Annotated in this window: 28 protein-coding genes and 1 pseudogene; 12 read left to right on the top strand and 17 right to left on the bottom strand. The window is 63.4% G+C overall.

Going from position 1 to position 26,528, the window contains the following annotated elements; all coding sequences use genetic code 11:
- Positions 1–28 precede the first annotated feature (28 nt).
- From F600_RS0117945 to F600_RS0117935, 3 genes are read left to right on the top strand one after another with little or no spacing between them, the layout of a single operon-like run.
- On the top strand, positions 29–1,189 hold the full coding sequence (locus F600_RS0117945; protein ID WP_018162026.1) for an FAD-dependent monooxygenase: 1,161 nt from the start codon (positions 29–31) through the stop codon (positions 1,187–1,189).
- Between the two features lie 36 nt (positions 1,190–1,225).
- On the top strand, positions 1,226–2,878 hold the full coding sequence (locus tag F600_RS0117940) for a nuclease-related domain-containing DEAD/DEAH box helicase (RefSeq protein WP_040632002.1): 1,653 nt from the start codon (positions 1,226–1,228) through the stop codon (positions 2,876–2,878).
- Positions 2,879–2,915: 37 nt separating this feature from the next.
- Positions 2,916–3,353: a VOC family protein gene (locus tag F600_RS0117935; protein WP_018162024.1), complete on the top strand. Its 438-nt coding sequence runs from the start codon at positions 2,916–2,918 to the stop codon at positions 3,351–3,353.
- 15 nt (positions 3,354–3,368) lie between these two features.
- Here F600_RS0117935 and F600_RS0117930 read toward each other — a convergent pair whose 3' ends face one another.
- Positions 3,369–4,727 (bottom strand): MFS transporter, encoded by a 1,359-nt coding sequence (locus F600_RS0117930; protein WP_026306663.1) that lies wholly within the window; start codon positions 4,725–4,727, stop codon positions 3,369–3,371.
- A gap of 129 nt (positions 4,728–4,856) precedes the next feature.
- On the opposite strand from F600_RS0117930, the gene F600_RS0117925 reads away from it, so the two are divergent.
- The gene (locus F600_RS0117925; protein WP_018162023.1) at positions 4,857–5,063 is read left to right on the top strand and encodes a dodecin; all 207 of its coding nucleotides are present in this window, start codon (positions 4,857–4,859) and stop codon (positions 5,061–5,063) included.
- A gap of 8 nt (positions 5,064–5,071) precedes the next feature.
- Here F600_RS0117925 and F600_RS0117920 read toward each other — a convergent pair whose 3' ends face one another.
- The 3 genes from F600_RS0117920 to F600_RS0117910 form a co-directional block, all read right to left on the bottom strand.
- The gene (locus F600_RS0117920; protein ID WP_018162022.1) at positions 5,072–5,626 is read right to left on the bottom strand and encodes a dihydrofolate reductase family protein; all 555 of its coding nucleotides are present in this window, start codon (positions 5,624–5,626) and stop codon (positions 5,072–5,074) included.
- A 77-nt stretch (positions 5,627–5,703) separates the two neighbouring features.
- Positions 5,704–6,147 (bottom strand): GNAT family N-acetyltransferase, encoded by a 444-nt coding sequence (locus F600_RS0117915; RefSeq protein ID WP_018162021.1) that lies wholly within the window; start codon positions 6,145–6,147, stop codon positions 5,704–5,706.
- Positions 6,148–6,194: 47 nt separating this feature from the next.
- On the bottom strand, positions 6,195–6,521 hold the full coding sequence (locus tag F600_RS0117910) for a hypothetical protein (protein ID WP_018162020.1): 327 nt from the start codon (positions 6,519–6,521) through the stop codon (positions 6,195–6,197).
- A gap of 115 nt (positions 6,522–6,636) precedes the next feature.
- On the opposite strand from F600_RS0117910, the gene nthB reads away from it, so the two are divergent.
- The 3 genes from nthB to F600_RS0117895 are packed head-to-tail and all read left to right on the top strand — an operon-like array spanning position 6,637 to position 8,205.
- Entirely contained in the window at positions 6,637–7,314 is a 678-nt protein-coding gene (nthB, locus tag F600_RS30625) for a nitrile hydratase subunit beta (protein ID WP_018162019.1), read from the top strand.
- Positions 7,311–7,901: a nitrile hydratase subunit alpha gene (nthA, locus tag F600_RS0117900; protein ID WP_018162018.1), complete on the top strand. Its 591-nt coding sequence runs from the start codon at positions 7,311–7,313 to the stop codon at positions 7,899–7,901. Before nthB ends, nthA begins: the two co-directional genes overlap by 4 nt.
- Positions 7,891–8,205: an SH3-like domain-containing protein gene (locus tag F600_RS0117895; protein WP_018162017.1), complete on the top strand. Its 315-nt coding sequence runs from the start codon at positions 7,891–7,893 to the stop codon at positions 8,203–8,205. The genes nthA and F600_RS0117895 overlap by 11 nt, the downstream gene beginning before the upstream one ends.
- 45 nt (positions 8,206–8,250) lie before the next feature.
- Here F600_RS0117895 and F600_RS0117890 read toward each other — a convergent pair whose 3' ends face one another.
- Both F600_RS0117890 and F600_RS0117885 read right to left on the bottom strand, forming a co-directional pair.
- Positions 8,251–8,952, bottom strand: a complete 702-nt coding sequence (locus F600_RS0117890; RefSeq protein ID WP_018162016.1) for a hypothetical protein — start codon at positions 8,950–8,952, stop codon at positions 8,251–8,253.
- A gap of 340 nt (positions 8,953–9,292) precedes the next feature.
- Positions 9,293–10,234, bottom strand: coding sequence for an alpha/beta fold hydrolase (locus F600_RS0117885; protein ID WP_018162015.1), 942 nt, complete (start codon positions 10,232–10,234; stop codon positions 9,293–9,295).
- A 219-nt stretch (positions 10,235–10,453) separates the two neighbouring features.
- Here F600_RS0117885 and F600_RS0117880 point away from each other — a divergent pair, with 219 nt between their 5' ends.
- Together F600_RS0117880 and F600_RS0117875 are read left to right on the top strand one after the other, a co-directional pair.
- The gene (locus F600_RS0117880; RefSeq protein WP_018162014.1) at positions 10,454–11,251 is read left to right on the top strand and encodes an SDR family NAD(P)-dependent oxidoreductase; all 798 of its coding nucleotides are present in this window, start codon (positions 10,454–10,456) and stop codon (positions 11,249–11,251) included.
- A gap of 164 nt (positions 11,252–11,415) precedes the next feature.
- On the top strand, positions 11,416–11,958 hold the full coding sequence (locus F600_RS0117875; protein WP_018162013.1) for a PucR family transcriptional regulator: 543 nt from the start codon (positions 11,416–11,418) through the stop codon (positions 11,956–11,958).
- Positions 11,959–12,057: 99 nt separating this feature from the next.
- On the opposite strand, the gene F600_RS0117870 is transcribed toward F600_RS0117875, so the two are convergent.
- From F600_RS0117870 to F600_RS0117840, 7 genes and pseudogenes are all read right to left on the bottom strand, one after another.
- Positions 12,058–12,687 (bottom strand): VOC family protein, encoded by a 630-nt coding sequence (locus F600_RS0117870; protein WP_018162012.1) that lies wholly within the window; start codon positions 12,685–12,687, stop codon positions 12,058–12,060.
- A 61-nt stretch (positions 12,688–12,748) separates the two neighbouring features.
- Positions 12,749–13,651: an AEC family transporter gene (locus F600_RS0117865; RefSeq protein ID WP_018162011.1), complete on the bottom strand. Its 903-nt coding sequence runs from the start codon at positions 13,649–13,651 to the stop codon at positions 12,749–12,751.
- Positions 13,652–15,232 (bottom strand): multicopper oxidase family protein, encoded by a 1,581-nt coding sequence (locus tag F600_RS0117860; protein WP_018162010.1) that lies wholly within the window; start codon positions 15,230–15,232, stop codon positions 13,652–13,654.
- A 63-nt stretch (positions 15,233–15,295) separates the two neighbouring features.
- A complete protein-coding gene (locus tag F600_RS0117855; protein WP_018162009.1) occupies positions 15,296–16,528 on the bottom strand; it encodes an NAD(P)/FAD-dependent oxidoreductase in 1,233 nt (410 codons plus the stop codon).
- Between the two features lie 3 nt (positions 16,529–16,531).
- A complete protein-coding gene (locus F600_RS0117850; RefSeq protein WP_018162008.1) occupies positions 16,532–17,998 on the bottom strand; it encodes a cytochrome P450 in 1,467 nt (488 codons plus the stop codon).
- A 36-nt stretch (positions 17,999–18,034) separates the two neighbouring features.
- Positions 18,035–18,355, bottom strand: coding sequence for a 2Fe-2S iron-sulfur cluster-binding protein (locus F600_RS0117845; RefSeq protein ID WP_018162007.1), 321 nt, complete (start codon positions 18,353–18,355; stop codon positions 18,035–18,037).
- A gap of 414 nt (positions 18,356–18,769) precedes the next feature.
- Positions 18,770–20,149: pseudogene (locus tag F600_RS0117840) on the bottom strand (cytochrome P450); the annotation flags it as partial.
- 103 nt (positions 20,150–20,252) lie between these two features.
- Between F600_RS0117840 and F600_RS0117835 the strand changes: the two are divergent.
- Positions 20,253–20,885 carry a TetR/AcrR family transcriptional regulator gene (locus F600_RS0117835; RefSeq protein WP_018162005.1) on the top strand — a complete coding sequence of 211 codons (633 nt, stop codon included), beginning with the start codon at positions 20,253–20,255 and terminating at the stop codon, positions 20,883–20,885.
- Here F600_RS0117835 and F600_RS0117830 read toward each other — a convergent pair.
- Complete coding sequence (locus tag F600_RS0117830) at positions 20,823–22,148, bottom strand: uracil-xanthine permease family protein (protein WP_018162004.1); 1,326 nt, start codon at positions 22,146–22,148, stop codon at positions 20,823–20,825. The genes F600_RS0117835 and F600_RS0117830 overlap by 63 nt on opposite strands.
- A gap of 127 nt (positions 22,149–22,275) precedes the next feature.
- Here F600_RS0117830 and F600_RS31920 point away from each other — a divergent pair, with 127 nt between their 5' ends.
- The gene (locus F600_RS31920) at positions 22,276–22,452 is read left to right on the top strand and encodes a hypothetical protein (protein ID WP_162141437.1); all 177 of its coding nucleotides are present in this window, start codon (positions 22,276–22,278) and stop codon (positions 22,450–22,452) included.
- Here F600_RS31920 and F600_RS0117820 read toward each other — a convergent pair.
- Both F600_RS0117820 and F600_RS0117815 read right to left on the bottom strand, forming a co-directional pair.
- Entirely contained in the window at positions 22,449–23,060 is a 612-nt protein-coding gene (locus F600_RS0117820) for an MBL fold metallo-hydrolase (protein ID WP_018162002.1), read from the bottom strand. The genes F600_RS31920 and F600_RS0117820 overlap by 4 nt on opposite strands.
- Complete coding sequence (locus tag F600_RS0117815) at positions 23,057–24,205, bottom strand: S-(hydroxymethyl)mycothiol dehydrogenase (RefSeq protein WP_018162001.1); 1,149 nt, start codon at positions 24,203–24,205, stop codon at positions 23,057–23,059. Before F600_RS0117815 ends, F600_RS0117820 begins: the two co-directional genes overlap by 4 nt.
- Positions 24,206–24,265: 60 nt before the next feature.
- Here F600_RS0117815 and F600_RS0117810 point away from each other — a divergent pair, with 60 nt between their 5' ends.
- Positions 24,266–24,499: a hypothetical protein gene (locus F600_RS0117810; RefSeq protein WP_018162000.1), complete on the top strand. Its 234-nt coding sequence runs from the start codon at positions 24,266–24,268 to the stop codon at positions 24,497–24,499.
- A gap of 53 nt (positions 24,500–24,552) precedes the next feature.
- Here the strand turns inward: F600_RS0117810 and F600_RS0117805 are convergent, their stop codons facing one another.
- Positions 24,553–26,217, bottom strand: a complete 1,665-nt coding sequence (locus F600_RS0117805; protein WP_018161999.1) for a YhgE/Pip family protein — start codon at positions 26,215–26,217, stop codon at positions 24,553–24,555.
- Between the last annotated feature and the right edge of the window lie 311 nt (positions 26,218–26,528).

Below are 26,528 nucleotides of genomic sequence, written 5' to 3'. Positions count from 1 at the left end.
AACGAACAAGAACAACCAAGGGGGCCTAGTGAACGACGTACGAGTATTGGTGGCGGGCGCAAGCGTTGCTGGTCCGGCCCTGGCACATCAGTTGCACCAGTTCGGCGCTGACGTCACCGTCGTTGAACGTGCGGACGCACTTCGCCCTGGCGGCCAGGCGGTTGATGCGCGAGGGATCGCCAAGGACGTCATCCGACGGATGGGCCTCGACGCGGCGATACGCGCAGCATGCACCCACACCCTCGGTGCCCACACCGTCGATGCGGATGGCAACGTCCTCGAAACTGTGCGCGCGGACGACGGCGACGGTGACGGGTACATCGCTGAAATCGAGATCCTGCGGGGCGATCTCTCTCAGGTCCTTTACGACGCGACCCGGGATGACGTCGAGTTCATCTTCGGCGATCGGATTCGTTCGCTCACGCAGGACTCGGACGGAGTGGACGTCACCTTCGAGAGCGGGCGCGCACGCCGTTTCGACCTTGTCATCGGCGCGGACGGCTTGCACTCCTCGCTGCGGACGATGGTGTTCGGGCCGCGTGAGCAGTACGTCCGCCACCTCGGCCATGTGCTCTCTTTCTTTACGGTGCCGAATGAATTCGGACTGGACGGCTGGGCGATCGAGTATTCCGAATCCGGCCGAACCGCTGGGTTACGACCGATTCCGGACGCGTCCCGGGCCATCGCCATGCTGTCCTTTCCCGCTGCGGACTTCGACATCGACTACCGGGATGTCGATGCGCTGAAGCGTCTGCTGCGGGCGCGTATGGACGACTTCGGGTGGTTGACTCCGCGCATCCTAGGGCATTTGGAGCACACGCCGGACTTCTACCTCGACCAGGTGGCACAAGTCGTGATGCAGCGGTGGTCGTCAGGTCGTGTGGGCCTGCTCGGCGACGCAGCGTTCTGTTCGTCGCCATTCTCCGGACAAGGAACGGGGCTCGCGTTGGTTGGTGCCTATGTGCTCGCCGGAGAACTTGCTGCAGCTGACTGGGATCCGACGGTCGGCTTTGCGAGGTACGAGACGCGGATGCGGCCGTTCGTCGAGGCCAACCAGGAAATCGGCCGCCTCAACGTACGCAGCCGCAACGCTGAGCCAGGGACCTCACCGGAGGAATGGGACATGAGCCTCATCGATCGCGCGCTCAACGGGATTGAACTACCCGAGTACCCGCGAATCGGAAACTGATCATTCTCTGACGAGTGCAAGGTCATGCTGAGTGTCATGCCGCGCCTGATCCCCGAGCAGCCGACATTCGTCACCGAATCCGAACGCGTTGTGTGGGAACAACTCCGGAAAGACCTCAGAGACGACGACGTCGTGATCGCGAATTTGCGGTTGACGGACGAAACCAAGGATCACGAGATCGACCTGATCGTCTTGATGCCTGAAGTCGGGATCTGCGTGCTTGAAGTCAAGGGCAGCGGTATCACCTACGACAACGGTTGGTGGATGCGGACACCGGGGCAATCGCGTCCCGTCTACCCCGTCGATCAGGCTGCAGACGGGAAGTACGCGGTTCGCACGTTCACCGAGAATGACCGACGCTGGGGTAGCCGCGGCCGAGTCAACTGGACCCATTCTGTAGTGACCCCGTTCACCGAGTTCGGCACGAACTTCACTCTCCCGGACCTGCCGCGTTCGGCACTGCATGATCGCGGCGACCAACCGGATCTCGTGGGCCGGATACGACAGCACACCTTCCGATACCGGCAGGACGCGCGGCCGCCAAGTAGCGACGACGTCGACGCGATCGTCGACATTCTCACCGGAAATTGGAGCGGGTACGACCAGTCGGCCGAAGCTGAGGAACGCGCCGCGACGGCAAACCGTCTGACCCAGGAACAGGCGTCGATCCTGCAGGTCACGAGGCTGTTGAACCGGATCGAAGTGCGCGGCGGCGCGGGCAGTGGCAAGACCGTCCTGGCCCTCGAGCAGGCTCGGCAACTCACCTCGGGCCGCAACGACCGGCCCGCCCAACGCGTCGCGTTGCTGTGCTATTCGCTCGGACTCGCCGCTCACCTCAAGCGCGTTGTCGCGACCTGGCCGCGGCGCCAGCGCCCTGCCTTCGTCGGAAACTTCCATGAGTTCGGGATGCAATGGGGCGCGCCGGATTACGCAGATCGAACGAACAGTCGATTCTGGGACATTGAACTTCCCGAGACCATGGCCGACCTGGCCCACGCCCTGCCGGACGGCCACCGGTACGACGCCGTGATCGTCGACGAAGCCCAAGATTTCGCCGACCTGTGGTGGAATCCGGTCCTGGCCGCATTGCGCGACGAAGAACGCAGCGGCGTCTACGTGTACTCCGATGAGAACCAGCGAATCTTTGCCCGCTACGGGCGCCCGCCTGTCGACCTCATCCCCCTCGTCCTGGACCACAATCTGCGAAATACAAAGCAGATCTGCGAAGTCTTCAGTCCGATGGCGCCCAGCCGCATGTACGCCCGTGGCGGACACGGCCCAGCTGTCCAATTCGTCGCGACGACGCCAGAGGGCGCCATCGACCGGGCGGACGAGGAGATCGACCGACTACTCGATGAAGGCTGGAAGGAAGAACACCTGTGCCTGTTGACCACAGGTGCGCGCCATCCCGAACAGGTCAGCAGGACCGATCACTCCGGCCAGCAGGGCTACTGGGAAACGTACTGGGATCCGGAACAAGTCTTCTACGGTCACGTCCTCGGGTGCAAAGGACTCGAACGCAAAGTCGTCGTGCTGTGCGTCAACGAGGACACCGTGCGAGACCGCGGGCGCGAACGACTCTACGTCGGCATGTCGCGGGCGACGGACCTGTTGGTGGTCGTCGGTGCCCCCGAAGTAATCCGCGCGACCGGTGGACCCGAGGTCGCAACGAGGCTGGGGATCGCGTGAGGTACTCCCCCTTCGTGACTCCGGCTAATGTCCAACTGTGGCCATCAAACTCGAGAATGTCGGCATCGCAGTCCGTGACCTCGAAGAGGCGATCGCGTTCTTCACTGACCTTGGATTGTCCGTTCTCGGCCGTGCGACGGTGAGTGGCGAATGGACCGAGACGGCAGTTGGCTTGGACGGCAATCACGCCAAGATCGCGATGCTCCAGACCCCGGACGGCAAAGGCCGCCTCGAGCTCTTCGAGTACATCCACCCGGACGCGATCGAGACCGAGCCCACGCGACCGAATGAAATCGGCATGCATCGCGTGGCGTTTTCCGTCGACGACCTGGACGCGACGCTCGCAATCGCCGCGAAGCATGGTTGTCACCCGCTGCGCGGGGTGGCGACGTACGAAGACGTGTACAAGCTGACCTACGTCCGCGGTCCCAGCGGGATCATCGTGATGCTCGCGGAGGAGTTGAAGCGGAGCTGACCGCGCCCGATCGATTCATGCGGTGCGTCGATGTTCGTTGCAGTTGAGGTCGTGCTGCAGGTGCAGAAGGTTGCCGCGAAACAGCCCGTCGAACAGGCCCAATCGAGAGGTTGTCGGCGATAGGTCAATCGCGTTGACGCCACGTTGACGTACGACGAGAGCCGTCATGCTGGCGATCAGGGCCATTGCCCCCGCCACGCCGAGCGCTCCCCACACGTCTCGCACGTCGGCAAATCGGCCGAGAAAGACGCCTCCGATCGGCATGGCAAGCGTGTAGATGATCGCGTAATTGGAGAACACCGGACCTTCCATTCCGGGGTCCACCTGCGTTTGAACAATCGCCGTGAGCACTGCCTGCGCGAGTGAGAACAGCAGTCCGAAAGGCACCAGTGCAAGAAGCACAACGAACCACAGTGGGACACCGAGGAGATGGTCTCCGAAGACGCCGAGCACGATGAGGGTGAGGCCGGCGATCAGGAAGGTTCCGAACAGGATCGTCATCCGGCTGAGGCGTTGACGGAGGCGGCCGACAATCGCCGCGAGCCCAACGGCACCCACCGCCACTGCGCCGGTGACGATCCCGAGGGTTGCTTCGCCGGACAGAGCATCCGCGACGGCCGGCAGTAGTTGGGCAATCGGTGCGACAAACAGCCCGAGAATTGCCGTCTGGACGAAGACCACGGCGATTGCGGGCTTGCTACGCACATATCGCACAATCGCGCGCAGTCCGACGCGCTCCGTCGGGGTCGTGTCGCGCTCCGACACTCGTGCGCTGACGATGAACAGGATGAACGCCACGTAGCTGACGGCGTTGAGCAGCAGGAGCACCCACGGACCGGAGACGCTGAGAATGATGCCTCCGACCACCCCACCGACGAATGTCGCGCCGCTGGCATATGCACTCAGCGAAGCGTTCGCCTGGTCGAGCGCCTCGCTTGGCACGATGTCCCGCTCGAACTGCATCCACGCGGGATAGTCGAATGCGGCGACGGCACCAAGGACCACGCTCGAGGCCAATAGCAGCGGAATCGTCAGATCGCCCGCGAACGCCAACGCAGCCATCGCCAGATACAGGACGAGCTTGACGACATTGCACAACAGGAGCAATCGTCGGTGGCTCGATCGAGCGGCGACCCGGCCGGCGAAGGTGCCGAGCAGCGCGGTGGGCAGGCTGAACGCGGCGGATACCAGCACGGTATGGATGACTGATTTCGAGTCGTTGTAGGACAGAAACGCGACGGCGAGCACGGCCATTGTCGACCCGATTGCCGAACACAATTCGGCGGTGATGAGTGCCCGCACGTGCGGAAGTGAGCGGAAGACCTTGTCGCTCATGGTGGGCGTGGTCTGGCCTTGGTCGAGTTCGTTCTGCATACGCTGAATCCAGTTCACCGATCCCGGTCGCACGGTTCATATGCCTGGTTTGAGCATATTGCCGTCCTCGTGAATCCCCTCCCGATTCATTCGGCTCGGTGGCCTGGCTCGAAGTGGAAACCTGGAGCTATGAGCGAGCATGTTTACCGCAAGACCGAGGTCGTCGGGTCATCGACATCCGGAATCGATGCAGCGATCACCAACGCTGTCACCAAGGCGAGCGAGACCATCCGCAACCTCGAATGGTTCGAAGTCGCCGAAATCCGCGGGCACATCGAGAACGGTGCGGTGGTCCACACCCAGGTGACGCTGAAGATCGGATTCCGAATGGAGTGACCGACCGTCTAGGTAGCGGGCCGGTACCGGACCAGCACGGTGTCGTCGGGCAGCTTCCCGACTCCGAGCAGCGTCAGATTCATCGTCGTGCCCAGGGCGAAATACGGCTTGCCCCCGCCGATCACGACCGGCCGCTGGTAGATGTGGTACTCGTCGACTAGGCCCAAGCGAGACATCGTCTCGACGAGTGTGGGACCTTCGACGCTGATCACACCTTCGGTGGACGCGACGATCCGGCGCAACTCCGCATCCACGTCCGCTGAGACCAGGGTGGCGTTCGGGCCGACCTCGGTGAGTGTCGTCGACACTACGACTTTGGGCGTCGCGCGCCAGACGGCCGCGAATTCCTCTTCGACGGCGCTGCGGTTCGAATCTTCAGTGTCCCAGTACCGCATGTCTGAGTACACGAGCCGACCGTACAAACTGAGCGCGGCGGAACGCTGGAGCTCATTGAAGTACTGCATCAGCTCATCGCTGGGCGGCGGGGCCTCGAAAGGCCCTCCGGACGCGCCCGAGACATATCCGTCGACCGACGTGTTCATGGCGAAGATCACTCGTCCCATGGCGTCAACGATAGGCCTGGGGCACAGCGAGTTTCGGTGAGTCAGGCATCTGATCTCGAGGTGATCACGCGCGCTCGCTAGTCGAAATCCCAGGAATAGATCGAACCTGGCTCGATCGCCGACGGGTTGAGAGACTGGTACAACTTCTTCGCCGGATCGCGGAAGTCGTCGGTGCCGAGCCACAAGCTTTCGGCATCCAGATCGCGCGCAATATCGAGCGCTGCTTCCATCAGCTTTTTCGCAACCCCGCGGCGACGAAAGTCCTCGGCGGTATCCACCTCGTCGACGTAGACATATCGCTTGCCGCTCGGGTGCAGGTACGCGAAGCCGTGCAGCGCGCCGACGAGACGGTCGTCATGGTGAATCGTCAGATAGATCGCGTCGTCGTTTGTCAGGAATTGCTGCAGAGATGCTTCGGTGAAGGGGTCGCCGATTTCCATCGCGGCGCCGTTGACCTGCTCGGCGATCAGGGCAAGATCGCCGTCGCCGGCCGTGAGGCGACGGACGGTCCACGCAGACATACGGAAAGGCTACGCAACCAGTCCCTGATACCGGCTCCGATGTCGGATCAGGCCTTTTCCTCGGCTGGCTCGGAGTCCAATTCTGACTCTGGCTCCGGCTCCGCGGCTGGCTCGGAGGCCGCAGACTCGCGGCCTGCTCGCGCAGTCTCGACGATCTCGCGCGCCGACTCATCGTCGAGATCGAGTCCGGACTTCTCCTTGTACTCCTTCTGGACGAATCTGGCGGCGTCGTCCGCCGGCCGTTCTAGCGGCACTTGAAGGTTCTGCTCAATGGGGTCGTCGTCGTGCTGGTCGTCGTCTTGGTCAGCGCCAGCCCGTTGGGCCTGCTCATCCAAGTTCTGAACCGCGTCCGGTGAAAACTCGTATTCCTTCACTGCATTCTCCTGGTGAGTCGATTGCAGTAGCGATACCCGTTGGTGGTGGGCTCTACCAGGAAGGAGCAGCAGCGGAACGGTGTACTGAACCTCTGCCCGGCGATATTCTCCGGATATGCCAGACGTGCATGACCTCGGCGGCAAGCGCGAACACTTCGGTCCGATCGGGCACACGACCAGCGAGCCGCCATTCCGTGCGGAATGGGAGCGCCGCGTGTTCGGGATGAGCGCGGTGATCCAGACGCTGGGTCTCTTCGGGCGGAATTTCGACAACGGGCGCGCCACCGTGGAGCAGATGTCGCCCCAGGAGTACGCCGGGCCGTACTACACACACTGGCTGTATTCCACTGAGCGGATGCTCGCCAAATACATCTCGGGCGAGCGACGGGTGCCAGCCGTGAAGGCTGCGGTAACGGCCCGAGTCGTGCGAGTCCTTATGAGCCGGCCGACACTGCCGGGATGGGTCAACACGCAGGTGATGCCTCGCATGTTCGGCAGCGCGAAGCCGGCCAAGCATCCACCGCGATTCGCGGTTGGTGACGCTGTGCGGGTGAGAGCCAGACGGACTGAGGGACATACCCGGCAGCCGGGATACGTGACGGGTCGACTCGGCCGAATCAGTGAGCACCGGGGCGCCGCCATTTTCGCTGACGAGCACGTCCGGACCGGTTCCACGGCCGCCGAGCACCTGTACACGGTTGCCTTTGACGGCGCGGAGTTGTGGGGCGAGAAGGCCGAGCCCAACACCGAGGTTCGTATCGAGCTGTTCGAGCCCTATTTGGAGCGAGCATGAGCGAGCCCGATCCCATCGCCGTCCGGGTTGAGGCCCTCGAGTCAATCCTCACCGAGCGCGGACTCATCGACCCGAAGGCGGTCGACACGGTCATCGCCCACTACGAGAAAGACGTCGGCCCGCTCAATGGAGCGAAGGTCGTGGCTCGCGCCTGGACCGACGACGCGTTCCGCGAACGCCTCCTGGCCAACGGCACGAAAGCGGTCGCTGAGTTCGGCTTCGGCGGCGGCGAGGGCGCAGACATCCGCGTGCTGGCGAACACCGACGACGTCCACAACGTCGTGGTGTGCACGCTCTGCTCGTGCTACCCGTGGCCGGTGCTCGGCCTGCCGCCGAACTGGTACAAATCGGAGGCCTATCGCTCGCGGATGGTGGCCGAGCCGCGGACTGTTCTCGCCGAATTGGGGCTCGCACTTGACGAGTCAGTCCACATTCGCGTGTGGGACAGCTCGGCCGAGGCTCGGTACATGGTCCTGCCACAGCGACCGACCGGCACCGATGACTTGTCGGCCGACCAGCTGGCCCCGCTCGTCACCCGCGACTCGATGATCGGTGTCGCTCAAGCACTTTCGCCCCATGAGCGCTGAGGCCATGCTCGACGTCGACGGCCCGGCAGCTCCCCCGCGGTCGAACGGCGAATTGGTGTTCGCCGCGCCGTGGCAGCGTCGCCTGTTCGGCGTCACGATGGTGCTGACGCAGCGCATATTCGGGTACGAGGACTTCCGGCAGCACCTCATCGAGCGCGTCCGCGAGAACCCCGAGCGCGACTACTGGGAGAGCTGGGCGTTGGCCGTTGAGGACGCGCTTGCCGGCGCTTGTGCGCTCGATCGCGGCACCCTCGACGAGCGCCATCGCGCGTTCTTGGCGCGTCCGCACGGACACGACCACTGACGTTCAACCGCCGTCACGTTCGAAGTCGGCTAGGTCTAGCGGACCTCATTTCCCGGGCTGGGCGACGGATTCCGGAAGTTGAACGGACCATGTGTACGTCGCGTCCGCGGCGCTGCTGGCGCTGATCGGGCCGATGTTCTCGACGAGGTGCGCCTCGACGCGATCCCGCCGAATCCGGCCCGAGTCCATGTCCTCTCCGTCGAGCATGTAGGGCGCCACGACAAGTATTTCGTCGTCCTCGAGCCCGTCGAACTCCCCGCTGACGTTGGCAGTGGAAGTGTGTTTCGGCAGCACCGCGGCGTTTGCCGACTGACCTCCAGCGAGAGTCGCAGGGTCCCGTAGGGGCGGTTGGCCGAGGTTGTACTTCTCGCCGATCTGCTTGAAGCTGTCGAAGACGACCTCCAGCATCCGCCAAGGCCACGATGACTCTGGGAGTTCGCGCAGTTCAGGCCACAGCACGTACGAGACGGCCGACAACTTTCCTTTGCGGAGGCGAAGTTCGAGCCGTTCTGCTCCGGGACCGTTGCATGTGCAGTCATCGGGGAAGTGCTCAATGCAGTTTTCGTCCCGGAAATGAACTGAATAGTCGATAACGGCGACCTTGGAATCGGCCAACCATCGCTGACCGTCAATGGCTCGGGCGGCAACGTCTCTGGCCCAGTGCGCCGCATCGGCGGCGGACTGAGGTGCGTCGAGCTCTCGGCCCGTACCGCCCGTGAGCCACTGGAAGGCGTACTCGTCCCACATCTTTCCCCCATTTTAAGATTGCCGAATACGGAGCCGTGCCCATCATGACCGATACGCGACATGTTTGCGGCGGTGTTGCCAGGGTTACCGCCTCAGCAGATTCGAAACCTTCACCGGTGCGCAGGCTGGCGCATCCTCGCCGTTGTTCGGGCCCGGACGGGCTAGGCCCAACGATTCAGTGGCCTGACAGAGTCGTCGCCGACATATATCGATGACAGCGCCGTGAGAGCACTGCTCCGTTGGAGCTTCGGAAGGTCCATCGCAGTCGTGTCGCGAGTGGGCCGTCAGTGGAGACGAGTCGCAGAATCACGCCGATCCGTGCGTTCCGCGGAACGCACGGTCACGCGGTGCTTTGACGCGCGCCGGCCTCGGTGAGGTCGCGGAGTTGCGCAGTCACCGCTTCGGGACATTCGATCGGCGCGCAATGGCCGCCCGGCAGCTCGACCAGTCCAAGCGAATTCGGAAGCAGCGCTTCGATTCGGCGCGAGTTGACGATCGGGATCAAGCGGTCGTTTGTCGAGCCGATGACGAGCGTCGGTGCCGTGAGGTTGCCCGCGTAGAACCGGTCGTAACGGATGGCGGGAAGTACGCGCACGAACGCGCCACGGGTACGCGGCGAAGTCGACAACACCAACTCCTGCAGCAGTGCCCGTTCCGCGCGGCCGGCATGTTGATCGAGCGCGAGATACCCGACGGCTTGCATGCTCAGCGGAAATCTCGCCGGGACCGGCACGCCACCGAGCAGCCACGTGGCACCGCGGGCGAGCGTCGCCCGTGGGGATGCGAGTACCTCAGGTAGCTGGATGACGTCGACTTCACGAATGATGTCACCGGGTGTGGTGTTGATGAGCGCCAGCGCGTCCGCCGAGCGAGCGACGCTGCGCGGGTATCGATTCGCCCAGGTGTACAAGGCGATTCCGCCCATGGAATGACCGGCGATGACGGCCTTCTCGCCGTGTCGCAGGGTGGCGCGGAGGACGGCCTCGATGTCATCGCCGAGTGCGCTCGTGATCATCCGCGACGTTCGGGGAATCTCGCTTCGTCCGTGCCCCCGGTGGTCGAACGCAATCACGCGGAACTGTGTGGACAGCGCCGTGATCTGGTGGGCCCAGAAGAGCGTGCTGCAACAGATTCCGTGCGACAGCACGATCGGATATCCGTCTTCGGGGCCGAACACCTCGGTGTGGAGTCGCGTGCCGTCCGCCGATCGAACATCGACCACACGACCCCGCGGTGGAGAGGAATACAGCGCGAAGTTCGGGTCGTCCTTCAGCTTCAACACTGATGCCCGGCTGAGCGACCGCCACGATGTAAAAGAGTCGGTCGTCGACATGGCGGTGCCTCTCAGCGGCGAGCATTTGTGAGTAGAAACTTTACGAGTCTCAATTCACTTATGCTGCGATGTTCGCTAGAGGTAGCAGGAGCTTAACAACACGGGTTTGAACTGTTCGTGGGACGCAAGGGGTGGGACCCCCAGTAGCTTCGACGGTATGGAGCGCATATGACCGCCAATTCCCGTACCGCGCTGGTAACCGGTGCCTCGGCCGGAATCGGGACCGCCTTCGCCCGGCACCTTGCGGCTCAGGGATACTCGCTGTTGCTGGTAGCGCGCCGCGCGGATCGTCTAAACGACCTCGCTGCAGAACTAAGGGACACACACGCGGTCCGCTGTGACGTCTTCGCCGCGGACCTCACTGATCCAGCCGCTCCGGCCGCAATCGTGGATCACGCAACCCTGCAAGGCATTCAGATCGATGTGCTGATCAATAACGCTGGACTGTCGGGGAATACCGCATTCACCGAGACCCCCTGGCCGACACTGGCTGGCGAGATCCAGCTGATGGTCACCGCGCCGACCGAACTGATGCATCGCACAGCGGGTGGAATGCGCGAGCGAGGCTGGGGTCGAATCGTGAACCTGTCGTCTCTGGCGGCGTTCTCGCCCCCGGGGGCCAGCCTCCTGTACACCGGCATCAAGAGCTACGTAGCCCTCGTCTCCCAGTCGCTGGACATGGAGCTCAAACCGCACGGCGTACATGTCACTGCACTGTGCCCGGGCTTCACCCACAGCGAATTCCACGACGTGATGGGAACACGAGACACCGCGTCGAAGCTTCCCGGCATCCTGTGGCAGGAGCCGGACGAGGTTGTACGCGAGGGCTGGAACGCGGTGATGGCCGGCAAGCCAGTATGCATACCAGGGACCGTGAACAAGATCGTCGCGTCTGGCGTACGACCGCTGCCGGTCCGTTTGCAGTACGTCCTCGGCCGCACGCTCAACCCGTTCAAGAACGGCTGACGTCTGACTTCACGGTGCGCACCGGCCTATCAATCCAGGTCAAAGGCATGATGAAACGCTGTCGTCAAGGACTCTTCCTGGTCGGGAAGGAAGAACCCGATTTGTCGGCCCAGTGCTGAAACCGCGGAATTCTCTTCGGGACCCTCGGCCCGGCCGCGATCCGCATGCAGATCGAAAGCTACGGACTCGCCTACGACCGCGAGTACTTCGCGGTCCGCGCACGGCCGACGACTGCGATGCCCGTGCGCGATCTCGAACGCGTACTGGACCTGCTACCCGGGAGCGGTCGGCCGCGTGGGCTCGCGGCACTCGTCGATGGGGATCTCGTCGGGTTCGTCGATCACGCCCCGCCCGCGGAGATCGGCGTGGCCGTTGGGCTCGGGCCGGCCGTGGTTGCAGACACCGAAGTCGGTGCCGAGTTGGTCGCTCGGTACCTATCTCCCCTCGGCGGCGGCGATGCAGCCGACGCCCTGTTGGATACCGTCCGCGCGTACTTCGCGAACGACATGCGCATCGACCGGACGGCAGAAGTACTGGTCATGCACCCGAACTCCGTGCGCTACCGACTTACCCGATTCGAAACACTCACCGGAGCGAACCTGCGAGATGTCGCCGGCGCGCTCGAGATCTGGTGGGCGCTCAAGCGCGCCGAACTGGACGGAATGTCCGGGAACGGGCGGGCTAAGCCGAACGATTCAGTGGCCTGACAACGTCGCCAGCGAGATATATCGATGGCGACGCCGTGGGAGCATCGTTCCGTTGCGGCCCCGGTACGTCCGTCGACTACCCCGCGCCGGCGGACGCGCTCAGCGCTTACCCGACTGCTCCGAAACCATGTACGCGGCGTACCACTCGGGCCAGTCGTCGTCGCGGTGACCGAGGGTCTTCTCGTATTCACCGTGCGCTTGCTCCGCCCGCCGGAACGCGGCCGCAAGATCGCTCGCCGACGCGAAGGTCGTCGCCGCGGAGTCGATCCGACCCTCGATGCGCGCGGTGATCTCTTGCAACAGCCAGCCGTTTCCGTCGGGATCATGGAACGAAGCGAACGAGCGATAGCTGCCGCGCTCGGGATCCGGACCGCTGACGCGTACGCGACCGAATAGGTAGGGCTCATCCGTACCGGCGTACACACCCTCGCTGTGGAACACCTCGCTGACCGCGACTCCGCGATCGATCAACTCATTCCGCGCGGCTTCGATGTCGGAGACGACGAGGTAGAGACCCTGGGCCGAGCCGGGAGCAGCGGGAGTGACGTCGTTGCCGAAGATGACTGAGCACGCCGAACCCGGCGGTGTGCACTGGACGACGCGGAAAGCCTTGCCGTCGTTGAAGTCTGCGTCGAGTCGCCATCCGAGGCGCGCGTAGAACTCCTTCGCGCGGTCGACGTCGGACACGGGGACGATGACGATTTCGAACTTCATGTCGACCGGACTCATCGCGGCCTCCCTGCTGTTGGCGTTGATGCTTTCTTCTGCCTACTGCGGATGCTTCGCACGGTCAATAGGCCAGCAACGACCACCACGCCCACGCGGTCAGCAATGCCAGGGGGACACCGATTCCGATGAGGAGGGCAACCAGGTCGGGTTCGAGATCATGGTCGATGGCAACGATGCTGGCGCCCAGGGACGGTGGCATCGCAGCCTCGAGAATCGCCACCTTGGCCACCGGGTCATGAACGCTGTCGAACATCGCGTAAACGAGGACGATCACCGCCGGGGCTACCAACAGCCGAAACGTCAGGCCCGTGCTGAGCGCTCCGAGCCGACCGGATATCCGATTCACCCGCAAGGCATAACCGACCGCCGCCAATGCGATTGGTGTGAGGGTCTGCGCCAGGGTGTCGAAGACTTCAGTGACCCATTCGGGCCGCGCGAGGTGATTGGTGGCGAGCGCGACCAGGATTGCGATGAACGGAGGGAACGTCACGATCCGGCGCACGACGGCACGCCAGTCGAAATGACCTGCGCTCGCGACGGTTGCGATGGCGATGCCCACCACGGACAGCGCGAGATAAGACCCGAAGAGATCGATTACTACGCCGAGACCGAGCCACTGTTGGCCGGCTAAGGCCGCAATCATCGGCAGACCGACGAACGCGGTGTTGCCCCAACCCGCGACGAGAATCAGTGCGCCGGCGCGCTGTCGTGACCAATGCAGTGCGCGGGACAGCGGAATGATCAGGGCGCACGCCACCGCGACGCAGATCCACGGGACGGCTGCGGCGAGCCACCAGTCGCGGTCAATCGACAGACCGTGCACGCTACTGAGCGCGGTCGCCGGGAGCGCGACGTTGATAACCCAGCCGCCGAAGACCTTGGTCGCCGATTCCGGGAGCCGTCCGCTCAGTCGCAGAATCACGCCGATCGCCAGGCTCAGCAGGATCAGGGCTATCTGCTGCATTTAGCGGTTGACCTCGATGGCTTCCATCATTCCAAGATCCTCATGCGCCACGACATGGCAGTGCTGCGGGAACTTGCCGATGAAGTCCGCGAAATTCGTCTCGAAGGTGAATGAGTCGCCGATATCGCCGGTCAGCACGAAGGTGTCGCGCCACAGCGGTTTGTCGAGAGTCTTTCCGTTGATCTTCGTGACCTTGAAGGGATTGACATGGATATGCGCGACGTGCGGACTCCACGGCGCCCCCGGATAGAGCGTGTTGACGACGGTCCACTCCTCGGCGGTGCCCAGTTTCGGCTGGTAGGGCTCGTTCGCCGGGTCGTACGGAATGCCGTTGATTCCGAACGTCAAGAACGCCGGATTCGGCGACCGCAACTCCACGGTGTACGCGACGGTGCGGCTCCGGGCGATGGGCCAGATCGGCGGGTTGTAGGCGGGCAGTGTCGTCGGCAGATTCAGCGACGGTCCCTCGCCGACGATCTTCAGCGTGACCATGGTCCGGACCTTGTGGTCGCCCATGTGCGGCATGGTTTCGGCCGTGGTCGGCGCTGGGCTTTCCGTCGTGTGATGCATGTGCGGATTCGGCAAGCCGGGAGTGACCAAGAGGGCGTACGTCCCGGGTGTGCCCGCTTTCACGAGCACATCGCAGCGATTTGCCGCCGACAGCATGATGCTGCTCGTCGGCTCCGGCGCTTCGAGTGTGAGGCCGTCCAACGCCACGACATTCAGGGAGTGGCCTTCGAGTTCGAGAGCCATGAACTCCGCCTGCGCGGCATTGACGAAGCGCCAGCGCTGTACTTCACCCGGGTACATGGTCACGGTCGGCGCCGTTTGGCCGTTGACGGTGTAGAGGACCTGGTCCTGGGGAAAGAAAAGGTTCGTTCCGGATGGATACGGATTCGGGTCGAGCAGTTCGAAATCCTTGCTGAGCTCAAGTGCTTGAAGGACCATCACCTGCTCTTTCGCGGCCGCAATCTCGGGCACTTTGTCGACCGCGCCACGGACAATGATGGCGCCAGCCATTCCACCCCGGATCTGCTGCGCCACTCCCCCGTGCTTATGCGGGTGGTACCAGAACAGTCCTCCGGTGTGATCCTGCGGAATTGCTATGTCGTAGCGCTGAGTTCCGCCGGGTGACACGGCAAGAAAGGCGTTGTCGCCATTGCCCAGTGGCGACACATGCATGCCATGGGTGTGGAGGTTGGTTGTCGTCCACGCGTGCGGGCGGGACATGTCGAGGGGTTCACTGGCATGGGTGCTGTCGAGCTCGGGCAAATTGTTGACCAGTTCGATCTTCAGCGTGTCTCCCGCGCTCACCTCCCACGTTCGACCTGGCAGGACGCCGTCGTACGTGTAGGTCTTGACCGGCTTCGCAGCGCCCACATCAACTGTGGCTGCTTTCGCCGTCAAGGTCAGCGCGAGAGTTCCGCTGGTGCTGCGCATGACTTCCGGCAACCGCATCTCGTCGCCGCGATCCGCCGGCGGGCCGCCACCAGCGCACGCGGCGACGGATTCCGCAGCGAAAAGTCCCGCAGCGGCGCCGAATCCGTAGCGAATGGCGGCTCTACGGCTGATCGGCTGCATGCCTGATTATGGGCTGGTCAGACCCACGAGCAGCACGATATTGCGAGTGCAGCGGACCGTCCGTCACACCTTGCTAGACAGCGCCGCCTTCAGCAGATCGCTGAGCGAGCTCTCCGGATCGGCCAGTTGGCTCTGATCGACCGGCATCCGCTCGCCAATGACGCGGCGCGCGAACATGAACTCCTTCGGGTGATTGACGCAGTCTGCCGCAATCATCTCGCCCTGCTTGAAGTAGAAGCAGGCGAAGCTGCGACCAGAGTCGGGATCTCCGCGGAGCACTACTTCGTCGTAGCCCTCGTTGAGGCCTGCGATCTGCAGTTTCAGTTCGTATTGGTCCGACCAGAACCAGGGCAGGGCGGTGATCGCCTTCGCCTTGTTGCAGATCGTTGCAGCGGCGGCCTTTGCCTGTTCGCCGGCGCTGGGCACCGACTCGAGTCGAAGTTGGCGGTCGTATCGAGGAACGACGTGGTTCGCGCAGTCTCCCGCGGCCACGATGTCCGGGTCACTGGTCTGCCCGTGGGCATCGATGATGATGCCGTTGTCAACCGCAAGGCCGGCGGCCTCCGCGAGTTCAGTGTTGGGTACGACCCCGATTCCGATGATCACCAGGTCGGCGTCGATGACCTCGCCGTCCGCGAGACGTACGCCGCGCACCCGCTCGTCGCCCTCGATCGCCGAGATCGAAACGCCGGTACGCAGGTCGACGCCCTCCTCGCGATGAACGCGACTGTAGAACGTGGACACCTCCGGCGCCGTGACGCGCTGCAACACCCGCTCCGCGCTTTCCAGAACGGTGACCTGGACACCGAGCTTCCGCAGGGAGGCGGCTGTCTCGAGGCCGATGTAGCCCGCGCCGATGATGACGACGCGGCGAGCGCCGGCGAGTCCCTCCCGGATGGCTTCGATATCGGCCGCATCGCGCAGATAGTGCACGCCGGCCAACTCGGCACCCGCGATGGGTAGACGACGTGGCCGAGCGCCCAGACAGAGAGCGAGTTTGTCGTAACTGACTTCCTCGCCGTCGCTCAACGTCACCGAATGTGCTTGCCGGTTGATGCTCGCGACGCGCCCCACCCGGAAACTGATGTCGTTCTTGGCGTAGAACTCCGCCGGGCGGATCAGCAGGTCATCGATAGTCGTCTTGCCCGCGAGGTAGGTCTTGGACAAGGGCGGCCGATGGTACGGCAGGGCCGGCTCATCACCGATGACCAGGATTTCGCCTGTCCAGCCGTCCTGACGCAGGTTGGCACTGAGCTGTGCGCCAGCATGGCTGGCACCGATGATGAGCACGCGCATGGGCTAGACCTGTTCCATCTCGGTCTCGACCGCCGGGCTCTCAACGGGTGCCTGCTTCTTGGTGAGCTCGACCATCAACGTCGAGTAGCCACGCACGAAGGTCGACTGCACGATCTCCGGCTCTTCGAGGACCTTGATGTCGTCGAAACGCTCGAGCAGCTCTTCCCACAGGATGCGCAGCTGCATCTCGGCCAGGCGATTGCCCATGCAACGGTGAATGCCGAAGCCGAACGCAATGTGGTTACGCGCATTCTTGCGGTCGATGATCAGCTGTTCCGGGTTCTCGAAGTGGCGCTCGTCCCGGTTGGCCGAGGAGTACCACATGATGAGCTTCTCGCCCTTCTTGATCTCCTGACCACCGACAACGGTGTCTTCCTTGGCCCGACGCGCCATGTAGGCGAGCGGCGTCTGCCAGCGGATGATCTCCGAAACCATGTTCGGGATCAGCTTCGGGTTGTCCTTGAGCTTGGCGAACTGATCCGGCCACTTGTTCAGCGCGTACACGCCACCCGACATCGAGTTACGGGTCGTGTCGTTGCCACCGACGATCAGCAGCACCGCGTTTCCGAGGAACTCCATCGGGCGTTCATCGATGAGGTTCCGCGTCGCCGGGTCGGCCAGCATGAGGCTGATCAGATCGAAGCCCAGCGGCTGGCCGGCTTCGAAACGCGCCTTCTTCTCGTTCCACAGGCGCAGGAACTTCGTCAGTAGCGGAACCGCCAGGGAGAACGTCTCATCGAGGTCGGACTCGCCACCGGTCGCACCCGGCACACCCGATGCCAGGTCCGAAATCTCCGTGAGCTCTCGACGATCCTCGTACGGGTAGTCCAGCAGGGTCGCCAGCATGCGACCGGTCAGTTCAATCGAGACCTTGTCAACCCAGTTGAACGGCTCGCCAACCGGAAGTCCGTCGAGCACCTCGCGGACGCGAGAGCGGATCAGGCTCTCCATCTCCTTGAGGTTCTTCGGCGCCACGACTCCCTGTACGGCGTTTCGCTGCTCATCATGCTGCGGCGGGTCCATCGCGATGAACATCCGGATGTCGAAGCCGGCCGGCATCTTGCCCATGATGATGTACGGCTCCGCGGAGAACACGTGGTGGTTCTTGTCCATCGCGAGGATGTCCTCGTAGCGAGTGACCGACCAGAACGGGCCGAACGGCGCCTTGTTCTGGAAGTGCACCGGCGACTCGTCCCGCAGACGCTTGAAGTGCGACTCCCACTGCCCCTGGCGATACAGGAACGGGTTTCCCATGTCGATCTCGTCGAGCGGGATGGTCGCGCCGTCAGGAATTGCTGATTCGACGAATTTCGGCGACCGCTCCCGCTTGTCTACGACCCGGCGCGCACGGTTGTACACGTGCGCTCCACGGATCAGCATGTCGATCGGGACGATCTGCTCGACCTTCGACCGGACCGGACCGACGACGCTCTTCTGGAGATTCTTCTGAACTGCACCGATTACGTTCATTTCGCCTACCTCGTCGTAGCTCGTGAGTGTCCGGGACTACATCTGGAATTCGGGAAGCTTGACGGCCATGCCGTCCAACGCTGCGCAGACCTTGATCTGGCAGGAGAGCCGCGAGGTCGTTTCGCGCTCGGGGGTCATGTCCAGCATCTGGACTTCTTCGTCGCTCTGCTCACCGGTCTTGTCGAACCACTGGTCCTCGAGAATGACGTGGCACGTCCCGCACGCGGCCTCGCCGCCGCAGTCGCCGTCGATGCCCGCAATTCCGTTGTTGGTTGCGATCTGCATGAGCGACTGACCCTCGACGATGTCGGCTTCGTGCTTTTCGCCGTCGTACGAGATGAAGGTGACGGTTCCCATTTCCCTGCCTTCGGTAGCCGAGGCAAAGGGGGGTCCCTGTCAGCCATATTGCCTCGTTGAACATGGCCGGACGCTCTGCGTTGTACTAGAGCTTTACAAAGCCTGACATATGTCGAATGGTTTGACAACTATGGCCCACGTGTCCAACGGGCCGAGTTGGGCGGGTTCGGCCGCGAGTACAGCGTGCTCTCGGGACCTTCGAGACCATGGGCAATTGATCGCACTCAACCCAGTCGAATATCCAAAAGATGTTTGTGCCAACGACAAACGACCTCCCGCGCGAGATGCGCGGGAGGTCGTTCCGGGTGTTCACGGTCCGCCGTGGTGTGTGGCGGGCATTACCTCGATCTTCGTCGAATTCGGAGGCCGAATGGCGCGACCTTAGGCCGTCGCCTCGGTCGCCGGCTCCTTCCGGGTGAGCTTGACCATCATCTTCGTGTATCCCTTCACGAAGTTGGACTGCGCGTATTCCGGCTTCCCCACGACCTCGATGTCCTCGAAGCGCGCGAGCAGCTCCTCCCACAGGATCTTCAGCTGCAACTCCGCGAGGCGGCTACCCATGCAGCGGTGGATGCCGATGCCGAACGAGATGTGGTGGCGGGCATTGGGGCGGCCGATGATGAAGTCGTCTGGATTCTGGAACTTGCGCTCGTCCCGGTTGCCCGACACGTACCACATGACGACCTTGTCGCCCTTCTTGATCTTCTGCCCGTTGATCACGGTGTCTTCCTTGGCGACGCGGCGCATGTACGCCAGCGGCGTCTGCCAGCGGATGATCTCGTTGACCATCTTGGGAATGAGTGAGTGGTCTGCCTTGAGCTTGGCGAACTCCTCCGGGAACTGGTTCAGGGCCAGCACACCGCCACTCATCGAATTACGCGTGGTGTCGTTGCCGCCCACGATGAGCAGGATGAGGTTGCCGAGGAACTCCATCGGGCGATGGATCAGGTCCTTCGTGTCCTCAGATTTCTGCATAAGGGTGATCAGGTCGAACCCAGGCGCCTCGCCCGCCGCCAAACGCGCGGCCTTGTCGTGCCAGAGGGCGCTGAAGCTCTTTGCCATGTCTGCGATGCCCGTGAACATCTCGTCGGCGTCGTTCGTGCCGCCCGCCGCCGAGGCGCTACCGCCGGCCAGGTCGGACCAGTACACCAACTTGCGGCGCTGCTCGTAAGGGAAGTCGAGCAGGGTTGCGAGCATGCGTGAGGTCAGCTCGACGGAGACGTTGTCCACCCAGTCGAACGGCTCGTCGACGGGAAGATTGTCGAGCACCTCTGCCACGCGTGAGCGGATGAGGGACTCCATCTCCTGGAGGTTCTGCGGGGCGACCACGCCCTGCACGGCTCCGCGCTGCTCCTCATGCCGCGGCGGGTCCATGGCGATGAACATTTCGACGCTCAGGCCCTCGGGCGGTTCACCGATCACGATCTGCGGCTCGGCGGAGAACACGTCGTGGCCGCGGTCGACCTCGACGATGTCCGCGTAGCGAGTGATCGACCAGAACGGGCCGAACGGGCTGTTCGCCTGGTAGTGCACCGGGGCCTCGTCACGCAGGCGCTTGAAGTACGACTGCCAACGTCCCTGCCGGAACATGAACGGGTTGCTGACGTCGATCTTGTCCAGCGGCACGTCGGCGGCATCCGGAATCGGCCGTTCGACGAAGACTGGGGTCGGGTCGCCGAACACCATCTTCTTCACCTTCTGGAACAGGTGGACGCCCTGAATCTGGCGCTCGATCGGGATGGTTGCCTGCGCCTTCGCCTGAGCCTTGTTGAGGACTTGATCGAGGACGTTCATGGGTTTCGCCTGCCTTGTGGTGATCTGAGTTCCTGGTTCAAACTAGGAACTGAGTAGTTCCTAGAACAGTAAGCGAGGTCACAAGATGTGTCAAGATTGTCGAGTGAACGATCCTGTCGCTGTTGTCCGCCCGTTCAAGGGCGTGAGCGCGGCGGACCGGGTGCGCCAGCGTCGGGATGCCCTGCTGGACGCAGGCCTCAGCGCGCTCGCGGAGGGAACTCGAAGTTCGGTCACGATCGACGACGTCATTGCCCGCGCGGGCGTATCAAAACGCTATTTCTACGAGCACTTCCGCACGCGGAACGACCTATTCGTCGCCCTTGGCGAACGGCTTGTCGAGCAGGTCACTGCAGCTGCCGCGACGACCTTGGCGTCCTCGACCCCCGACTTGCTCAGCCGGGTACAAGAAGCGGTTGGAAGCGTTGTGTCCGTTCTGATCTCAGATCCACGCAATGCGCGACTCTTCCTGGACATGATGGGCGGCGACCAGCTCACGGTCGGCCGGGCAGAGCACTCGATTGCCACGATGCTCATCGACGCCATCGTTCCGACCATGGAGGTCTCGGAAAAAGAGCGCACTCGCCTCGACATGGCCGCCCTGATCGTCATCGTTGGGGGCGCGCAGGCCGTGAGCGATTGGCTGGACGGACGAGTCGCATTGTCGCGAGACGAGCTACTCGACGAGATCGTTCGTTTGGTGGCCGCGGCGATCCGGACCGTTCGCCCCGACCTCTGACGAATGTTCACGTCGCGCCAGGCGTGCGATCGGATACCCGATGAGGATGCCGACCGAACCCCAGACGATGCCACCTAGTTCCACATTCCCGACGGTCAGAGTCAGGTTGCCGATTCCGGCCACGACGGCTGCGGCAGCCACTGTCAGGTTCACGGGATCCCCGAGGTCGACGCGGGCATCCATCCAGATCCGCACGCCGAGAAGTCCGATGAGCCCGTACAACAGGAGCGTCGCTCCCCCGATCACGCCGTCGGGGATGGTGAACACCAAGGCGCCGAACTTCGGCGAGAACGACAACGCAATCGCAGTTGCCGCCGCGACCCAGTAGGCGGCGGTTGAGTAGACCTTCGTCGCCGCCATGACCCCGATGTTCTCGGCGTATGTCGTGGTTCCGGAGCCGCCTCCGAACCCCGCGAGAGTGGTGGCGATTCCGTCTGCGACGAGCGCGGTACCGGCGAGGCTGTCGAGCGACTTTCCGGTGATCGTTGCCACGGCCTTCACATGCCCCACGTTCTCCGCCACCAGCACGACGACCACCGGAAGCGCGAGCAAGATCGTCGGCAGATGGAATGCCGGCGCGCGGAATTCCGGTAGTCCGATCCAATCTGCGCTGTGCATCGCGGCAAGACGTTCGTGCGACAGTCCGCCGGTGACGGCGGCGAAGACCCACCCCACCACAGACCCGACCAGGATGCTGAGACGACCGAGCAATCCGCGGGAAAGCACCGTCACCAGCAGAATTGCCCCGAGGGTGATCGCTGCGATAAGCGGCTGCTTCTCGAATGAGCCAGTTGCCGCGGGCGCGAGGTTGAGGCCGATCAGCGCCACGATCGCGCCGGTGACAATCGGCGGCATCGTCGCGTCGAGAACGCGCGGACCTGCCGCCCGAACCGCGAACCCGATCGCGACCAGCACAATCCCGACTGCGGCGACAGCTCCGAGTTGGGCCGCGGGTCCGGCGGCAGACGACGCGGTGAGCGGGGCGATGAAGGCGAACGACGATCCGAGGTAACTGGGCACCCGGCCGTGGGTGATGAGCAGGAACAGTGCGGTGCCGATACCCGAGAAGAACAGGGTCGTGGTCACCGGAAAGTGCGTGATGGTCGGGACAAGCAAGGTCGCGCCGAACATCGCGATCACATGCTGCATGCCGATTCCCACGGTCCGCGGCCAACTCAGCCGCTGGTCCGGCGCCACGAATGAACCCGTTGGAATCGACTTTCCGTCTCCGGCGATGCTCCAGCGCGGAATTCGCACGATCACACAACGAACAGTATCGAGCGAACTGCTCCGAGCTATCACGGATGGAGATTCAGTGAACGCCACGATGGGTGGAGTGCGCGCGCGAACAAGGCTTTTCGTAGAGGGAACAGCAAGCTCGGAGGCCACGATGAAACCGCGACGGCTAGCAAAATCGAGCGCACTCATACAGGCCGAGCGGGACGCTTTCGCGAGCCAATTCTGGTTCTTGCCGGCCAATGACCCGCGCGTTCAGCGGCGCATCGCGGAGCACGATCGCCAGGAGTTGGACGTCGGCGGTGACGAACCAGGTGGCGCGGCTACCTAGTCGAGAATCGCCCGTTCCGCGCCGATCGTCGTGTCCTCGCCGTGGCCGGTGTGCACGACCGTCTCCGGTGGAAGGGCGAATAGCACAGATCGGATCGAAGCCTCGATCGTCGGGCGGTCGCTGAACGATCGACCCGTCGCACCTGGCCCGCCGTGAAACAGGGTGTCGCCGGTGAAGACGGCTCCGAGTTCTGGCGCATACAGGCACACCGCGCCAGGTGCATGACCTGGCGTGTGCAGCACCGTCAGCGAGGTACCGCCTACCTGGATCGTCTGCCCGTCGGATAGGTCTGCATCCCAACCGATTTCGGTGCCGTGGGTCAACTCCCACAGCGGCCGGTCCGCGGGGTGCAGCAGGATCGGGGCCGCCGTCTGCTCACGCAATGCAGGTGCGACACGGACATGGTCGTCGTGAGCATGTGTGCAGACGATCGCCTTGACCACCCGATCACCGACCGCGGCCAGGATGGCGTCAACCGAGTGCGGCGCGTCGATGACGATGCACTCCTCGTCGTCGCCGACTATCCACACGTTGTTGTCGACGTCGAACGTCTGACCGTCGAGACTGAACGTTCCGGAGGTGACGGCATGGTCGATACGCGCGGTCACTCGAACACGACCACCGAGCGCAGGACGTTGCCGTGATGCATTCGTTCGAACGCGGCCTCGACGTCGCCGATCGCGATCTCCTCGGTGACGAACGCGTCGAGGTCGAGGCGGCCCTGTCGATAGAGTTCGACGAGCATCGGAAAGTCGCGGCTCGGCAAGCAATCGCCATACCAGCTCGACTTCAGGGTGCCGCCGCGGCTGAACAGGTCGATGAGCGGCAGGTCCGGGACCTTCATGTCTGGTCTCGGAACCCCCACGAGCACTGCCGTGCCGGCGAGGTCGCGCGCATAGAACGCCTGCTTCCAGGTCTCCGGCCGCCCGACAGCTTCGATGACGACGTCCGCACCCTCTGCACCGGCGTACGTCTGCGCGCATATCTCGCGGATGGCGTCGACCGGATCGGTCGTGCTCGAGTCGACGGTGTGCGTGGCGCCCAGTTTCTTGGCGGCCTCCAGCTTTGCGGCGTCGATGTCGACCGCGATGATCGGGCTCGCGCCCGCCAAGGCTGCACCCGCCACGGCGGCGACTCCGACTCCCCCACATCCGATGACCGCAACTGATTTGCCGCGGGTCGCGCCGCCGGTGTTCATCGCTGCGCCGAGCCCAGCCATGACACCGCATCCGAGCAGCCCGACCGCGGCGGGCCGGGCCTCTGGATCGACTTTCGTGCACTGGCCAGCGGCCACCAGGGTCTTCTCCGCAAACGCACCGATCCCGAGCGCAGGCGAGAGCTCTGTTCCGTCTTCGAGGGTCATCTTCTGGGCGGCGTTGAACGTCGAGAAGCAGTACTGGGGCTGACCGCGACGACAGGCCCGACAGTTCCCGCAAACGGCGCGCCAGTTCAGGACCACGAAGTCGCCCGGCGCGACGCCTGTGACGTCGTCACCCACGCTCTCGACAACTCCGGCGGCCTCATGACCCAGCAGGAACGGAAAATCGTCGTTGATGCCACCCTCGCGGTAATGCAGGTCGGTGTGGCAAACACCGCAGGCCTGCACTTTCACCAGCGCTTCGCCGGGTCCAGGGTCGGGCACGTTGATCGTGACAAGTTCTACGGGCGCGTCCTTGGTGCGTGCGATGACGGCCTTTACCTGCTGCACGGTTTCTCCTCGCTCGTGGATGAGTCCCGTTGTCGAGTCTGGCATCTCGCGTGGCGTCCGTCACGTCGCCTACCGGCACACCGATTTCCGATACGTTCGGAGGTGATGACTGATCACGACGATTTGTTGATCGCGGATGACGAACCGCTGCGACGCCCGCACAAGCACCGAGTGGTGGCGTGGGTGATGTTCGGACTCATGTTCGTCGGACCGCTCGTGACGCTCGTCAGCGTCCTTCAACTCGCACCCTTGCTGCTGGTGACGGTCAGCCTTCTCGGTGCCGCGACGATCATCTATTTCGCGCCTCGACGGTCAAGCGAACGCCCTTCCGACGAATAGCGCTGCCCGACCCCACCCAATCGGGCGGAGTCGGGCAGCGTCAATCGACTCGTCTAGCCGACGACAATCACCTCACCGCGTGCGGTGCCGTCAGTTGCCAATTCGGTCAGGCGAGACTCGTACCGGCTCCGCGCCTTGCGGACAGCGACCAGGTTGATTGCCGCCGCTGCTCCCGCGATCGCGGCGATCGCCACGAGCGAGATCACGAGCCCGGGAGCGCCGTTGAAGGCGGAGATCATGCCGTCCCGCACAACGCTCATCGGGGTCACGTAGTGCAACCACCGAAGCGGTGCCGGCAACGTTTCGACCATCCACACGCCGCCGAAGGCAAACAGCTGAAGCATTCCCCAGGAGAGCGCGGTGAGCGCGCCGCCTGCGTAGCCAAACAGCGTGAACAGCACTGATGTCAGCGCAACGTTCATCAGGGTTGCGACCGTCGTGACGGCCACCACGGCGAGGTAGCTGTGCGGGTTCGGGTGCGGAGTCAGGCTCAGCCAGATGGCACTTCCGATGACGCCCACCGACACGAGGCTGATCAGCGAGACCGCCCGCGCACGCTGCAGGACTTGCCGTACCGTCAGCGGCTCGTGGTTGCCGGTGAGGTAGCGGCGTGCCCGGAAGGACATGAACACCACGATGACGGCGAGCAGGGACGCCAGTTCGAGCATCAGGGGTTCGGCACCAGGTCCGGCGAACTGCGCTCGCGCAATGAACTTCGCATCTCCCTTGACCGGTGTGGCCAGAAGCTTCGCCAGGCTGTCGCGCGTCTGCTTGTCGCTGAGATCGGGAACCTGCTTGGCCCCGTCTCCCAGACCGGTGGCGAGCTGGGTCGCGCCATCGTCGGCCAGCGCCATTCCGTCGGTGAGCTTGTTGACTCCGCCGCGGTATTCCTTGTTCGGGTCCAGCAGCTGGTTGGCGATCTCGCGGCTGCCAGCCTGAAGACGCTGTAGGCCATCGAGAAGATCCACGAGTTCCTTGACTCCCGGCGGCTGGATCGGCATTGCCTTGAGCTGCTGCACGAGGGCGATCATCGGCGGGCTGTTGGCCCAGCCCACCAGCTGCTCGATACCGTCCGCCACCTGACGTGCGCCGTCACCGAGCTGATCGGTTCCGGCCTGCAACTGTCTCATTCCGTCGGCCAGTTGGTGCGTGCCATCCGCGAGCTGACCGGAACCGTCGGCCGCTCGCTTCAAGCCCGAACCGAGCTTGTCAACGCCGTCGACCATCTTGCCGACAGCACTGCTCGACACCCCCTCGAGAACGGCGGCGTTGATGCGACTCATCGCCACGTCACCGATCTGCGAAGCCTTGATCGTGTTGTTGTCGTTGTAGACCACGGTGATGAGCGCGGGGGCGGCCGTCGACTTACCGATCAGGCCCAGGGTCGTGCTGAATTCCTTGGGAATCTTGATCACGAAGTAGTAGTGACCGCTGGCCAGTCCCGCCATGGCGGTGCGCTCATCGGTCGCCTCGAACCCGAGCGCTTGCGAGTCGACGAGGTTCTTGGTGACCTCGGCGCCGGCGCTGACCCGATCATCGCCCGAGCCGAACGGCTGGTCTTGGTTCACGATCGCGACCGGCATCTGGTTCACCAGCTTGGTCGGGTCCCACATCACCCACATGTAGACCGCGGAGAACGCGAGTGGGGCGGTGACCAGAACCGCGAGGATCAATCGGAAGATTCGCGACCGTTGGACGCGACTGGGCTCGGTTTTCATGATCGAGCCCTCCGATCAAGCGTTTGCTCCGGCATGACGACGTTCCTTCCGTAGGTTGGTGGGGCGGGTCACAACCACCCTGTCGCCGTGATTTCTATTACGTAACTTACGGAATGTAAAGTTAGGGCGGCGCATTGCTGATCTTGAGAGCGCTGATTTTCAACAGCGGGCGGGCGGTCGCAGGGGCCATCAAATGCGACTTTGAGGTCGAAAGATGTTCGTGTGCAATAGAGTTCAAAAGTAGTAGACAAGCCAACCGATCGATGACATATCCCACACGACAAACTTGGGCGAAAGTTACGGTCTAGATG

The sequence above is a fragment of the Smaragdicoccus niigatensis DSM 44881 = NBRC 103563 genome, assembly GCF_000380645.1.
Lineage (GTDB): Bacteria > Actinomycetota > Actinomycetes > Mycobacteriales > Mycobacteriaceae > Smaragdicoccus > Smaragdicoccus niigatensis.
Note: the sequence above shows the minus strand (reverse complement) of the source record. Positions and strands in the feature narration are given on the sequence as shown.